This is a genomic window from Rhizobium sp. SRI_017 (genome assembly GCF_057586295.1).
This window is the reverse complement of sequence record NZ_JBYCZP010000003.1, coordinates 157,562-171,640: the sequence shown is the minus strand read 5'-3', so window position 1 is coordinate 171,640 and position 14,079 is coordinate 157,562. Positions and strand designations below refer to the sequence as shown.

General features: G+C 63.0%; 13 protein-coding genes. 5 read left to right on the top strand and 8 right to left on the bottom strand.

The genetic code is table 11. The features are described from left to right. Nucleotides 1-56: 56 nt before the first annotated feature. From AC2YI2_RS08525 to AC2YI2_RS08510, 4 genes are all read right to left on the bottom strand, one after another. Nucleotides 57-641 (bottom strand): amino acid synthesis family protein, encoded by a 585-nt coding sequence (locus tag AC2YI2_RS08525; protein WP_487386032.1) that lies wholly within the window; start codon nt 639-641, stop codon nt 57-59. After that, entirely contained in the window at nt 638-1,222 is a 585-nt protein-coding gene (locus AC2YI2_RS08520; protein ID WP_487386031.1) for an amino acid synthesis family protein, read from the bottom strand. Before AC2YI2_RS08520 ends, AC2YI2_RS08525 begins: the two co-directional genes overlap by 4 nt. Beyond that, nucleotides 1,215-2,129 (bottom strand): UPF0280 family protein, encoded by a 915-nt coding sequence (locus AC2YI2_RS08515; protein WP_487386030.1) that lies wholly within the window; start codon nt 2,127-2,129, stop codon nt 1,215-1,217. The genes AC2YI2_RS08520 and AC2YI2_RS08515 overlap by 8 nt, the downstream gene beginning before the upstream one ends. Nucleotides 2,130-2,192: 63 nt before the next feature. Further along, nucleotides 2,193-3,686 (bottom strand): 6-hydroxynicotinate reductase, encoded by a 1,494-nt coding sequence (locus tag AC2YI2_RS08510; protein ID WP_487386029.1) that lies wholly within the window; start codon nt 3,684-3,686, stop codon nt 2,193-2,195. 171 nt (nt 3,687-3,857) lie between these two features. Here AC2YI2_RS08510 and AC2YI2_RS08505 point away from each other — a divergent pair, with 171 nt between their 5' ends. From AC2YI2_RS08505 to AC2YI2_RS08485, 5 genes are all read left to right on the top strand, one after another. Next, nucleotides 3,858-4,307: a MarR family winged helix-turn-helix transcriptional regulator gene (locus AC2YI2_RS08505; protein ID WP_487386028.1), complete on the top strand. Its 450-nt coding sequence runs from the start codon at nt 3,858-3,860 to the stop codon at nt 4,305-4,307. Between the two features lie 197 nt (nt 4,308-4,504). Beyond that, nucleotides 4,505-4,984 (top strand): (2Fe-2S)-binding protein, encoded by a 480-nt coding sequence (locus AC2YI2_RS08500; RefSeq protein ID WP_487386027.1) that lies wholly within the window; start codon nt 4,505-4,507, stop codon nt 4,982-4,984. Next, nucleotides 4,981-8,520, top strand: coding sequence for a molybdopterin cofactor-binding domain-containing protein (locus AC2YI2_RS08495; RefSeq protein ID WP_487386026.1), 3,540 nt, complete (start codon nt 4,981-4,983; stop codon nt 8,518-8,520). Before AC2YI2_RS08500 ends, AC2YI2_RS08495 begins: the two co-directional genes overlap by 4 nt. A 206-nt stretch (nt 8,521-8,726) precedes the next feature. Then, complete coding sequence (locus AC2YI2_RS08490; RefSeq protein ID WP_487386025.1) at nt 8,727-10,151, top strand: hypothetical protein; 1,425 nt, start codon at nt 8,727-8,729, stop codon at nt 10,149-10,151. Between the two features lie 86 nt (nt 10,152-10,237). Then, entirely contained in the window at nt 10,238-10,717 is a 480-nt protein-coding gene (locus AC2YI2_RS08485; RefSeq protein ID WP_487386024.1) for a hypothetical protein, read from the top strand. 21 nt (nt 10,718-10,738) lie between these two features. On the opposite strand, the gene AC2YI2_RS08480 is transcribed toward AC2YI2_RS08485, so the two are convergent. The 4 genes from AC2YI2_RS08480 to AC2YI2_RS08465 are packed head-to-tail and all read right to left on the bottom strand — an operon-like array spanning nt 10,739 to nt 14,002. Then, nucleotides 10,739-11,443, bottom strand: coding sequence for an ABC transporter ATP-binding protein (locus tag AC2YI2_RS08480; protein WP_487386023.1), 705 nt, complete (start codon nt 11,441-11,443; stop codon nt 10,739-10,741). Next, nucleotides 11,443-12,165, bottom strand: a complete 723-nt coding sequence (locus AC2YI2_RS08475; RefSeq protein ID WP_487386351.1) for an ABC transporter ATP-binding protein — start codon at nt 12,163-12,165, stop codon at nt 11,443-11,445. Before AC2YI2_RS08475 ends, AC2YI2_RS08480 begins: the two co-directional genes overlap by 1 nt. Further along, nucleotides 12,162-13,124: a branched-chain amino acid ABC transporter permease gene (locus tag AC2YI2_RS08470; protein ID WP_487386022.1), complete on the bottom strand. Its 963-nt coding sequence runs from the start codon at nt 13,122-13,124 to the stop codon at nt 12,162-12,164. The genes AC2YI2_RS08475 and AC2YI2_RS08470 overlap by 4 nt, the downstream gene beginning before the upstream one ends. Then, the gene (locus AC2YI2_RS08465) at nt 13,121-14,002 is read right to left on the bottom strand and encodes a branched-chain amino acid ABC transporter permease (RefSeq protein WP_487386021.1); all 882 of its coding nucleotides are present in this window, start codon (nt 14,000-14,002) and stop codon (nt 13,121-13,123) included. The genes AC2YI2_RS08470 and AC2YI2_RS08465 overlap by 4 nt, the downstream gene beginning before the upstream one ends. Nucleotides 14,003-14,079: the final 77 nt, after the last annotated feature.

Genomic DNA, 14,079 nt, shown 5'->3' with positions numbered 1-14,079 from the left:
CCCAATATCATTTGTGTACGAACGAATTTGACGAGACGATGTGGCGCTGTCAAGCGCTATCGCAGCCCGTCTTTGCCCTGGACCTCGTTCGCCTTGAGACCTCCGACACGCGGCAGCGGCCGGCCACTATCGGTCACCGCCACGGCGACCATGATCTCACCGGCGCGTGGTGCGTCGTTCAGCATCACCCGCATCCCGTCGAAATGGCTGCGGACATAGGCTGCATCCTTGTGTCCGAGCGGGATGTCGAGGATTGTACCCGGGCCACCCATCGCCTTGGAGGATGGCACCAGCGCCGCACCCTTCTCGACGGCGTCGCGCAACGGCTTACCAAGAGACGGATGCAAGACCGCGGCGGCGTGTTCCAGTTCGCCGTTCTCACCAACGAGCGCCGCTTTGCCATAGCTCTCGACTTCGGATGGTGAAATGCCGAGTGCTTCGACGCATCTGCGGCCGAGCAACCCGCCGAGTTCTGCGCCGATATCCATGAGTTCCGTCAGATCCGCCTGATAACGGCCGGCAAAGGGATTGCGGATCACGGCAACGGCGGCTGCCTTGCGCGTGGGCGGCGATACAGCTTGCCCCATCTCCGATCGGGTTTCCTCAACGAAGACCGCGATCTTGCGGATCTCGGCGCTCACCGCAATCCGTCCTCGCCCTTGATCTCTGCTGCCTTCAAGCCGCCGACACGGGCGTGGATGCGCGAACCCGTGGTCATCACCAGCGCGAGCACGATCTCGTTGGCACGCGGCCCGTCCGGCACGCCGACCTCCATCGCGTCAAAATGACTGCGGACGTACGACGCGTTGATATGCGTAACCGGTACGTCGAGCCGGGTGCCGGGGCCACCGACCTTCTTCGTCGAGGGCACGATGGCCTTTGCATCGCCCAGCGCCTCGCGCATGGCATAGCCGCCCGGCACATGCCAAAGCGCGCCATGTTCCAGTTCGCCGCCCTGCCCAACGATAGCACCCTTGCCATAGCCCTGGATCGCACCCTTGTCACCGCCGAGCGACTTGATCAGACGCGTCGCCATTTCGAGGCCGAGCGGCTCGAGATCCTTCATGAAGCCGGCGATCTCCTCGTGATAGCTGCCGGCGAACGGGTTTTCGATCACCGCCAATACGGCGCCTCGGAGCAGCGGCTTGTCGGCGACTGGACCGCCCTCGTGGCGGATTTCCTCGACCACGGTGACGAATTTCCGCACTTTCGGCTCAGGCATAATGTCTCGTCTCCAGCATATCAGGAATGATGTGGTCGTCCTCGCTCACCACGCGGCCCTGATCGCGCAGGAAAAGCGCAGCGCGATGGATCAGCCCGCTCGCCATCAGGCGCTCGGATGTCTGCACACCCGCATTCAAGGCGATCGCAATCTCGGCGGCGGTCAAAGGTCCGCAGCCGGCCACCACCAGCCGATGTCCGAGATCGCTGTCGTCCTTGATCTCGCTCGCCGGCATGCGAGTCACCGCGGCGTGACCGGGCAAGTCGACGGCATTTCCAACAATCGTCGCAGCCGCGTCGGCCTCGGCGGCGCTGCGCGCCAACACCGTGACCGAGTCGGCAATGCCCATGGACAGGCTGCGGCCGCCCCGGCCGCTCGTCGCGACGCCGCGTGTCGGGCTGTCGGCGGAGATGGCGAAGGCGCCGAGATCAGCGCCGTCCTCGCGCGCGATGCCGATGCGATAGTCGGCCCCGGGATCGAGATGGATGGCGATGTCGCCACCATTGTTGACATAGATGCGGCGTGGGCGATTGTCGGATGTGAAGCCGGCCAGCATCGCTGCCAAAACCTCATCGGCGACTGCGCCTGCGACAGCCGCCATCGGCGTGACAAAATGGTCCGCAGAATAGGGCCGTACGGCCGCCATCATGCGACGTGCCGTGCTGCCCTTCGGCTCCGGACAGTCCGGTGCCGCGGCACGCTTCAACAACGGCAATTCGGCGACCAGTTCATCGAGGACCGTTTTGAAGCGGCGGTTGGCCAATGCATAGGCGTGGTGGCGATAGTAGGCTTCATGCTCGAGCGAAATCGCGCCGTCGACGCCGATCACCAGGTCGATCGGCCCATGCTGCAGATGCAACCGTCCGCTCACGTCGCCATCGAGATAGGAAGCGATGGGGCCGATCATGGACGCCCCCGACCGGAGCCCGAATGGTCTCCGCTTCCCACCAATGTCATTCCAATCAGCAATTCACGCGCCCCATTTGAAATTCTTTTCGGCCGTCGGCCAGGCGCCTTGGCCTACAGGAGCGATCTTGCGTTCCGCAAGCTCAATCGCCTGCTCGATCGGCACGATCGCCTCCATGTGGCCGCCCAGTGCCTCGTAATCGGCGAGTCGCATCGTGAACTCAATGGGCGCGACCAGCGCCGGCGTCGGAACATAGCCGAAGGAATTCGAGGGCATCTCAGTCACGTCGGCCATGACAGTGATGCCGCCGCCCGGCCAAACATAGGCCGGCGCGCCGCCGCAGGAAACGTGGGTGAGCGCTTCCTTGACCGAGCGGGTCAATCGTACCGGATTGGTGGTGACGCCTGCCCTGAGGCTGCCGCCCGCGCCGCCCATGAACATCACGGTGGCCAGCGCCGGCTCGCAATTCTCGGCGATGATCTCGACGGATTCCTGGATCGGCGCCGGCAGGTTGGTCTGCAGGATCGGCCGGAGGTTCTCGTCGAGAACGTAATAACCGCTCTGCTCGCCCGTTGTCGAAACCATCAGCATGCGCAGGCCGGGATAGGCTACCTTGGGATCGAAATCGCCGAGGATCGTCAGGGGATCGTCGATATTCGTGCCGCCCCAGCCGATGCCGGGCTCCGCGACCTGGAAGTAGCGGCCTGGCGTCGAACGCCGGCCTTTGATCTTGATGCCGGTCGGCGGAACGTACAGCAGCTTTCCGGCCTGATGCTCGGAGAGCACGCCGGTGATATGGTCGTCGACGACGACGACTTCGTCGACCAGTTCCTTCCACTGCTTGGCAAACATGCCGATCGTCGCAGAACCGCAACCGACGCGCATGCGGTGTTCCTCGACGCCGTTAATAACGGGCGCCTTGCCCGCTGCCACGACCATGGTCGCCCCGCCGTCGATGGTCAGCTCGACGGCTTCGCGATTACAGAGTTTGAGCAGCGCGTCGCAGGTGACGCGGCCCTCCTTCTTCGACCCGCCGGTCAGGTGATGCACGCCGCCGAGCGACAGCATCTGCGAGCCATATTCGGCCGTCATGACATGGCCGATTTGCTCGCCATCGACCCGCACCGGCGAAGCCTCGGGACCGAGATAGCGATCGGTGTCAATCTTCACCTTGGCGCCGCAGTAACTGAAGATGCCCTCGGTGACGACAGTCACCATGTCGACGCCGTTCTGCTTCTGCGAGACGATGAAAGGTGCGGGTTTGTAGTCCGGATAGGTCGTGCCCGCGCCCACAGCAGTGATGAACGGCTTGCGGGCATTGACGAGATCGCCGTTCCACTCGTCCTCGGGATGGTCGGGCATGAAGGGAATGACCTTGCCGCCCGAGGACACCGTGCCCTCGATGATCGTCAGCGGATCGACGCGGATCAGTTCGCCGCCCTCATTGGCATAGCGGTCGCAAGCGCCCGAGCGTCCGTCGGCGATGTAACACATGACGGGACAGGCATCGCAACGGATCTTACCATTTTCGGCGACTTCGACGGCTTGCTTCACCATGGCACGCTCCCTGCTGGAACGAAATTCAAGTTCGTTTGTATACGAACGAGTATCCGCCCACCTTTCCCGTCTGTCAAGCGATCCTCCTCGTCGAAGATGCTTCGTTGACAAATGAGTCCGACCAGTTAAACCAAATCCCGGCGTGGATACAATGCCCCGAGGACTGTGCGAATGACGATGGAAGCAGATGACACCCAGCCCGAGGGCGTAACCGAATATCGGGTGGATCAGCAGATCGGCTTCTTCCTGCGTCAGGCCAACCAGCGCCACGTCGCGATCTTCGCAGGGCGCATGGGCGACCGGTTGACGACGACGCAATGGGCGGCACTTTCCAAGCTCAAGGAAATCCAGCCGACCTCGCAGAATCAGCTCGGCCGCGAGACGGCGATGGATGTCGCTACGATCAAGGGCGTGGTCGACCGGCTCGTCGCACGCGACTTCATCCGGTCGGAGCCAGACCCCAAGGATGGCCGCCGCCTGGTCCTCTCGCTCACCACCGAAGGCGAATCGGCGCTCTCCCGCAATGTCGGCACCGCCCGCGCGGTGACCGAGGAAACCCTGGCTCCGCTGACCTCGGGCGAGCGGATGATGCTGATCGAGCTGCTCACCAAGATCTGTTGACTACCGCCTGATTGGACCCCGCGCCTGGTTTCTCCATACGCCAAACCGGCCCTGCACTATTCATTTGCATGCCAATGATTGTTGGGTAAGATACCGACCAATCGGGTAAGCAGAATTGAAACCCAGGGGAACGCATTGTCCTTCGAGCAAGCGACATCTTCGCAAGCGCGCGGTCTGGCCGACGCGAGGTGCCGCCGGTGAAGGCGCGGCCGATTGCATTGAGTGTCAATGGCAAGACGCGAACCGTCGAGGCATCGCCCGAAACGCCGCTGATCTACATCCTTCGCAATGATCTCGAACTGAACGGCCCGAAATTCGGCTGCGGCCTCGGCGAATGCGGCGCCTGCGCCGTGCTGGTGGACGGCCGGTCGGTCCGTTCCTGTACCACTGCGGCGGCTACCGTCGAGGGGCGTGAAATCACGACACTCGAAGGCCTCGGGACGTCCGCCAAACCTCACCCGGTGCAGCAGGCGTTCATCGAGAAGCAGGCCGCCCAATGCGGCTATTGCCTCAACGGCATGATCATCGCCACCACCGCCCTCCTCCGCCGCAACCCGGCACCCGACGAGACGACGATCCGCGAAGCGCTCGCACGCCATCTCTGTCGTTGCGGTACCCATGTCGAGATTCTCGCTGCCGTCCACCGCGCCGCCGAGCTTTCGAGGCTAGACGCATGAGCGGTCCGCAGGAAATTCCGCTCGAACACTATCTCGATGCCGAGGATATCCTCCTCATGGTGCGGCCCGGCACCTCCAACCGACCCGAGATATTCCTGGCCATGCAGGCCGACGGCACGACGCGCGCCTTTTCCGGCCATGTCGATCTCGGCACCGGCGTCCGCATCGCGCTGGCGCAGATCGTTGCCGAGGAACTGGATGTTCCGGTCGAGCGCGTGGAGATGGTGCTCGGCACGACATCGGCGGCGCCCGACCAGGGACCGACGATCGCCAGCGAGACGATCCAGGTAACGGCGATACCGCTGCGGCAGGCGGCGGCAACGGCACGCCATCACCTGCTGACCAAAGCCGCCGCCATGCACGGCGTCGAGCTCGCAAGCCTCTCGGTCGACCAGGGAATCGTCCAGCTTGGGAACCGGTCGATTTCCTACGCCGACCTCATCTCCGGCCATCATGAGCGCATCGAGATCAATCCCGGCGTTCGCGTGAAGTCGCCTGAAGAGTACCGCATCGTCGGCCACTCGCAGCGCCGAAACGATATTGCCAGCAAAGCACTCGGTGAATGGACCTATGTCCACGATATCAGGGTGCCCGGCATGCTGCATGGCCGCGTCATCCGTCCGCCGCATGCCGGCTTCGACCATGGCGAAATGGTCGGCCGGAGCCTCGTCGCGGTCGACGAGAGTTCGGTGGCAGATATCCCGGGCATTGTCGCCGTGGTCACTGAGGGTGATTTCGTCGGCGTTGTCGCCGCGCGCGAAGAAAATGCCATCGAGGCGATGAAGCGGCTCAAGGTGACCTGGCGCGAGCAGCCGACCCGCCCCGATCTCAACCGCCTCGAGGAGGCGCTGCGCGGTCACCCCAAGCAGAAAACGCGGCTGCTCAAGGAAAGCGGGGACGTCGAGACGGCACTGGCTGGCGCGCAGGGCATTATGCAGCGCACCTATGTCTGGCCCTATCAGATGCATGGCTCGATCGGTCCCTCCTGCGCCGTCGCCGACTGGCAGGACGGCAGGCTCATCGTCTGGTCCGGCACGCAAAATCCCCACTGGATGCGCCGCGACCTCGCTCAGCTGATGGAGATGCCGGAGGAGGAAATCGTCGTTGAACGGCTGGAGGCCGCCGGCTGCTATGGCCGCAACTGCGCCGATGACGTGACCGCCGACGCGGCACTCCTCTCCCGCGCCGTTGGGCGGCCGGTGCGTGTGCAACTGACCCGCGAGCAAGAGCACGGCTGGGAGCCCAAGGGCGCCGGCCAGATCATCGATGTCAGGGGCGGTATCGATCTCGAAGGCGGTCCCGCGGCCTATGACTTCGAGACGCGCTACCCCTCCAACCTCGCGCCGACACTGGCTCTGGTCCTGACCGGGAAGATCAGCGGCAACGAGACGATGGAGATGGGCGACCGCACGGCGATCCCGCCCTATGCGATCGGCAATATGCGCATCCAGGTGCACGACATGCCGCCGATCGCCCGCGCGTCCTGGTTCCGCGGCGTCTCGGCCATGCCGAACTCCTTCGCGCATGAAAGCTTCATCGACGAGCTTGCGGCAGCAGCGCAAGTCGACCCGATCGAATACCGTTTGCGCTATCTCACCGATAACAGGGCCATCGATCTCGTGCGAGCCGTCGCCGAGAAGGCCAAATGGAAGCCGCGCACCCAGTGGGGCAGCGAGGGCGGCGAAGGCGACCTGCTCTATGGCCGCGGCTTCGCTTACGCGCTCTATGTCCACGGACGCTTCCCCGGTGTGCCGGCGGCATGGTCGGCCTGGGTCGCCGATGTTGCGGTTAACAGGAAGACCGGCGTCATCGCCGTGACCCGCATCACCGTCGGCCAGGACACCGGCATGATGGTGAACCCCGAGGGCGTGCGCCACCAAATCCACGGCAATGTCATCCAGTCGATCAGTCGCGTTCTGAAGGAAAGGGTGGATTTCTCTGCGACCGAGGTCGAGAGCGTCGAATGGGGCGGCTATCCGATCCTGACCTTCCCTGAACTGCCCGATATCGACGTGTTGATGCTGCCGCGGCAGAACGAGGAGCCGCGCGGCGCGGGCGAAAGCGCCTCGGTGCCGAGTGCCGCAGCGATCGTCAACGCCGTCTATGACGCGACTGGTATCCGCTTCCGGGAGCTACCTCTCACGCCAGACAAGGTATTGGCGGCGCTGGGCAAGACTCCTGACAAACGGCTCGCTCCGCCTGCGACAAAGGTGCGGCGGCCGATCCTCGGACTTGGATTGAGTGCGGCGGGTCTGATGGGATTGGCGGCGGGCGGCATCGCGCTCCTCGCACCGATCAAGCCTGTGATCCCAGAGATCGCACGACCCGACCCGACAACCTTCAGCCAATCCACGATCGAGCGCGGCCGGCAGGCCGCCGCGGCCGGTGCTTGTAATGTCTGCCATGTCGGTATCGGGAAAGACATTGGCGGCACACCTTTCGCCGGCGGCCGCGCCTTCGAGACGCCGTTCGGGACGATCTATGCGGCCAATATCTCGGCCGATGCAGAGACCGGTATTGGGGCATGGTCCTATCCGGCCTTCGAGCGCGCCATGCGCCAGGGCGTCCATCGCGACGGCAGTCACCTCTACCCCGTCCACCCCTACACATCCTTCGCCAAGGCGGATGAAGCGGATATCCAGGCGCTCTATGCCTATCTGATGGCCGAACCGGCGGCGGCGAACACGGTGCCCGACAGCGAACTGAAGTTCCCTTTCAATTTCCGCGGCCTGATGGCCGGATGGAATGCGCTTTATCTCAAGCCGACGAGCGTTACGGACGCCACGAAGAGCAGCGCCTGGAACCGCGGTGCCTATCTCGTCGAGACGCTTGGCCACTGTTCCGCCTGCCACACGGAACGGAACATGGTGGGCGCTGAACTCGAAGGCGCGGCCCATCTTGCCGGCGGATTTGCCGATGGATGGGAGGCGCCGGCGATCCGCACTGCTGGCAAATCACCGGTCGGCTGGACCGAAGACGCGCTCTTCGACTATTTGCGGCAGGGCTATTCGCATGACCATGGCGCCGCAAACGGTCCGATGTCCGAGGTGGTCAAATCCCTTCAGCCGTTGCCGGACGAAGACATCAGGGCGATGGCGATCTATCTCTCCAACGGTGTGAAGGCCGATACGGCCGCGACCAACCGCGCCGCGGCCGTCGACGCCGCGCGCGCCGCCGAGACCGCATCAGCTTTGGCAGAGCCCTCCGGCGCCCGTATTTTTGAGGGCGCCTGTACTACGTGCCACGCCGACGGCACGCCGCTAGCGAGCCTCGCGCTGAACTCCAACCTCCACAGCGACAGACCCGACAACCTGCTGCAGACAATCCTCAATGGCGCCGATGCGCCTGCAGCACTTGCCCGACATGCGACAGCGGAGCAAATGGAGGTGATGTCCATGCCCGCCTTCCGGCAGAGCTTTTCGGATCGACAGCTTACCGATCTTGCGACCTATCTGCGGGCGCGGTTTGCGCCGGACAAGGCGCCGTGGGGGGATTTGAAACAAGCCTCGGCGCGCATTCGGGGTGTTGGCCATTGAGGACGGTGGGCGAAGACTTACGTCGTGACATCTCATTGGACGACGCCTGGCGTATACCCCCCTCTGTCTTGCCGGACATCTCCCCCTCAAAAGGGGAGATGCGCAAGATGGGCTCCCATCGCCACAAGCCACTACATCTCTCTGAGCACGCAACGATTCAGGGAGACAGGCGGTCGCCCCGTCGGATCTCCCCCCTTGAGGGGGAGATGTCCGTCAGGACAGAGGGGGGTAAGTTCCGGCTGGCGATGATTGCCGCTCCATTTGCCACCCTCGCCCCCACCACTGCCCTCGCCCACGGCACCGAAGGCGGCATAGTGCTCCTCCTTCCCACCGGCTACTACCTCGCCGGCGCGGCCCTCGCCGTCTCGGCATCCTTCCTGCTCCTCGCCGTCCTGCCAGCCCGTCTCGTCGATCGCGCCGCCGCCATGCGTCTCCACCTAATGACGATCCGCGACATCCCGCCGGCCTCTACATCGCTGCTTGGGCTCCTGTTCCTCGCAACCCTAGTCACTGCCGGATTCCTCGGCAGTCGCGATCCAATCGCCAACCCACTGCCGACCATGTTCTGGACGATCTGGTGGGTCTGCTTCACCGTGCTCCAGGCGGTGACCGGCCCGCTCTGGCCGCATCTCAATCCATGGACCGGCATTCTCACACTACTCGGCCATCACAGGCGCGATCCGCTCGCCACCCTGCCTGCAAGCATCGGCTATGCGATCGCAATCCTGCAATTCGCAGCTTTCGCCTGGTTCGAACTCGTCGATCTTGCTCCCAGCGATCCAGAGCGACTGGCAAAAGCGATCGGCCTCTATTTCCTCTTCAACCTGCTCGGCGCGATGACCTTTGGCGAGAAAGACTGGATGTCCCGCGCGGAACCCTTCTCGATCTTCTTCGGTCTGATCGGCCGCCTGTCCCCTTTCGCACGCGAGGACGCCGGCCTCAGCCACACGAGGCTCAGCCTCGTCTGGCCCGGGCGCCAACTGGTCACGCATGCGGCGCTGCCGCTCTCCGGCGTGCTGTTCCTGTTGCTGATGCTCTCGACAGTCTCCTTCGACGGGCTGTCACGCACCTTCCTGTGGCTCGGCGCCATCGGCGTCAATCCGCTGGAATTTCCCGGCCGCAGCGCCGTGGTCTGGTCGGGTACGCTGGGCCTTGTCGGCACATTCGCAGCGCTTTCAGGCGCCTTCCTGCTCTGCGTAGCGCTGGGTGCCGCCATGGCCGGCGGGGGTGCCGCATGGCGAGAGGCCGCGGGTCGGCTGATCTATTCTATCGTCCCGATCGCACTTGCCTTTCAGGCCGCGCATTATCTCACGAATGTGCTGGTCGACGGTCAGAATGCGCTCATCGCCATCAGCGACCCGTTCGGCTTCGGCTGGAACCTGTTCGGCACTGTCGAATGGCACACAACCACCTCCTTCCTCAACACGCTCTCCGGCGTCACTCTGATCTTCAACAGCGAAACTGTGGTCATTGCCCTCGGCCACGTGACCGGAGTCATCATGGCGCATCTCATCGCACTCAAGCTGTTCGAGACCCCGCGCAAGGCTGTGATCAGCCAGATCCCACTCGCAGCGCTCATGGTGTTCTATACCGGCTTCGGCCTTTGGTTGTTGTCGACGCCGCGGATTTGAACCGTAGGATCATTAGACATTTTCGCGACTGTTTAGAGGTGACTTAAACCATAAGATGTAGGCAAGCCTCAACCAGGAGAGTTGAGATGCGCCTCATCACTACCGTAGTCATCGCCAGCGTGGTCGGCTCTGTCGCCATCGGCGGGGTGAAATCCTACCTCGGACGCGACAGAACCAGTTCGGTTCAGAAGATGGCCGAACTCCTCCGCAAAGATCGCAAAACGACGACCCGCCGGATCGAGCAGGCGACATTCGATTGCATGCCAGGTCTAGCCAGGATCCAGAACAAGAAAACGCGTACGCTCCTGTCGCGCGTGATCGTCCTCAGCATTTCCGTCGCTGGGGACAAGAGGAAGAAGGACGAGCATTTGGCGCTCGTGATCAAGGAACTTCAACCGGTTCTGGCGAATGCCTCCGAGCAGGACATGGCGTTGCTCGCCAAAGCGGTCGATCAGACCAAGGACGAGAAGTCCAAGTCGGTTGCGTGCATCATTCGGGCCACCGTCAAATCAGCAGAGAGCGATCCGAAGCCATTGCTTTCGGATGCAAAACTCCGTGGCACCTAGGCCATTGCCCGCCGATCTCCGCTACCCATGCCCGACTCCGAGATACTTCTGCACCAGCGACGGATCCGCCTTGACCTCGGCAACCGTGGCCTCGGCCTGCACCCTGCCCTGATCCATGAAGGCGATGCGGTCGGCGACCGGCAGCACGGCATCGATGCGCTGTTCGACCAGGAGCACCGCCACGCCATCAGAACGCAGCTTGGTCACAACATCGCGGATCGCCTGGATCATCGATGGCATCAGGCCTTCGGTCGGCTCGTCCAGCATGATGACACGCGGCTCGACGCAGAGCGCACGGGCGATCGCCACCATGCTCTGCTCGCCGCCCGAAAGCGTGCCCGCCTGCTGGTCGAAGCGTTCGGTGAGTTTGGGAAAATAGGAGACCGCACGATCGAGCGCCGCCCTGCCCGAGCCGCGCGTCATCAGCCCCACTTCGAGGTTCTCGCGCACGGTGAGCTCCGTGAAAAGTCGCCGGCCTTGCGGCACATATCCGATCCCCTGGCGCGGGATGTCCTCGGCCGGTAGATCGCTGATATCCTTGCCGTCGAGCATGCGGCGGCCGCGCTTCGGCGGCAAAAGCCCGAGGATGGATTTGAGCGCGGTCGTCTTGCCGGCACCATTGCGGCCCAGCAGGCAGAGAATTTCGCCCGAGGCGACCGAAATCGAAAAATCGCGCAGCACCTGCACATTGCCGTAGAAGCTGTTGAGGTTCTCGATCTGAAGCATCACACCCCCGTTCCGAGATAGGCGGCCTGCACCTCAGCATTGTCACGAATTTCGGCCGGCGTGCCCTCGGCGAGCTTCAGGCCGCGATTGAGTACCGTGATGCGATTGGCAAGCCGCATGACGACATCCATATTGTGTTCGATCAACAGCACGGTCGCGGTTTTGGAAATCTCCTTGACCAGTGCGCAGAAGCCATCGATCTCGATATCAGACAGCCCCTGCGTCGGCTCATCGAGGATCAGCACCGACGGCTTGAGCGCGAGGCCCATGGCGACCTCGAGAAGCCGCTGGTGCCCATAGGCCATCTCGCCGGCTCGATGCGTGGCCCTATCGGCGAGGCCAACGGCCGCCAGCATCGCTTTCGCTTCCGTTTCCGATGAGAGCTTTTCGCCGCGTTGGGCGCGACCGAGTGCGGCGATCCGGACGTTCTCGATGACAGAGAGCTTAGGATAGATGTTAGTGATCTGGAACGTGTAGGCGATGCCGAGCCGAACACGCTTGAAGGCCGGAATGTGGGTGATGTCCTGGCCCCGGAAAGCGATCCGGCCCTCGGTCACCGAAGTTCGACCGGAGAGCAGGCTGACGAATGTGGTCTTGCCGGCTCCGTTGGGACCGATAATGGCGCGGATCTCGCCGGCATTCAGCATGAAGTCTATGCCGTCAACGGCCTTGAGGCCGCCGAAATGGCGCTTGAGGCCTGACGTGGAGAGGATGGGAGTCACATCAGCCATGGCAGCCACCTCTCCCGGATCGAACCGAGAACGCCCTTGGGGAACCAGAGCACGAGCGCGATCAGCACAACGCCGATGACCAGCAGATAGGCCGTGGTGATCTCGCTCAGCTGGTCGATCAGCGTCATCATCAGCACGACACCGATCAGCGGCCCGAGCAACGTTCCGGCGCCGCCAAGCAGCGTGAAAAGCAGCACCTCGATCGAGTATTGTATCGAGGCGAAAGTCGAGCCCATATAGCCGAAGAGCAGGCCGTAGGCCGCTCCGGCCGCGCCCGCTATGCCGCCGGAATAGAGGAAGGCCTCGAGCTTGGCCGCGAATGTGTTGAAGCCGAGCATTTCGGTGCGGCCCTCGTTTTCCCGGATCGCGGTGAAAATGCGGCCGCGGCGGCTGACCAACAGGGCAAAGGAGATGGCCAAAGCCGCGACCAGCAGCAGGAAGGCGATGTTGAAGCGCACGACATCGTTGGCGAGGCTGAAATCGGTACCGAAGAGCTCAAAATGCCGCGCGGCCTGCGGCAGTGAAAGACCATCCTGCCCGCCGGTATAGGTCGCGAAATAGAGCGTCGTCAGAAAGCCGACCTGCGAGAACATCAACGTCACTATCATGAAGGACACGCGCGGTGTCGGCAGCGCTACCCAACCGATCACAAAGGCCAGTAATAAGGCCGCGATGATGCCGATGAGGAACGCGAACGGCACCGCAATGCCGAGATGATAGCTCGCGAGCCCCGCACCATAGAGGCCGGCGGCGAAGAACATCGCGTGGCCGAGGCTGAGCAAGCCGACATAGCCGAGCAACATGTTGTAGCCGACGGCAAAGACGGCAAGTACCATCATGCGGGTGAGTGTCAGCACATAATATTGCGGCATAACGAACTGGAGCAGGAAGAGTCCGACCATCACGGCGACGATGAGGATCAGGTTGCGGCGGATGTCGGTACGCGTCATCGCTCGGCCTTTCCGAAAAGGCCATTCGGGCGGGCGATCAGCACCATGGCAACGAGCAGTGTCGACACCATCTTGGCGAGCGTCGGCGAGAAGAAGACCGAGAGAATTCCGTCGGAGAGACCAATGATGATCGCGGCGATGACGGTGCCCTGAACGCTGCCGAGCCCGCCGATGATGACGACGATGAAGGAGAGGAGCAACGGGTCCGCGCCCATCAGGTAATGGGCCTGCTGGATCGGTACGACAAGCACCGCGGCCATGGCAGCCAGCATCGCTCCGAGCGTAAAGACCATGGCCGAGACCCGATCGACATTGATGCCGAAAGCGCGCGCCGTCTCGCGGTCGAGCTGGGTGGCGCGCATGACGATGCCGATCCTGGTTTTCTTCATCACGAACCAGACGCCGAGCATGAGCACGATCGCGGCGGCGATGATGAAGAGTTTGTAGCCGTCATAGCCGAACCATGGGAAACGGATGCGCCAGTAAAATGGTGGCTCGACAGCCTGTGCATTGGGGCCGAAAAAGATCAGCGCCGATTGCTGGAAGATGTAGAGCAGCCCGATCGTCGCAACGATGGTTGCTTCAGGATCGTAGTTCAACCGCTTCAGGATAAGCCGTTCCGAGGCATAGGCGATAGCGCCGACGATCAGCGGACTGATCACAAGCGCCGCCAGAAAGCCGAGCGCCGGATGGCCCGTGACAAAGCTTGTCACGAACCACGCAAAGACAGCGCCGAGCATGAAGAATTCGCCATGGGCGACATTGACCACCCGCATCACGCCGAAGACCAGAGAAAGTCCGACGGCCGTGATTGTCAGAACCGAGGCCTGGACTAGGCCTTCCAGTATGGCGAGGAAGAGATAGGGGCCGAAAGCCATGCGGCGGAACCTTCGATCGCGGGACGAAAGAGGAGATCCCGCCGGGCAGATGCCCGGCGAGTTCCAGATTCAAATCT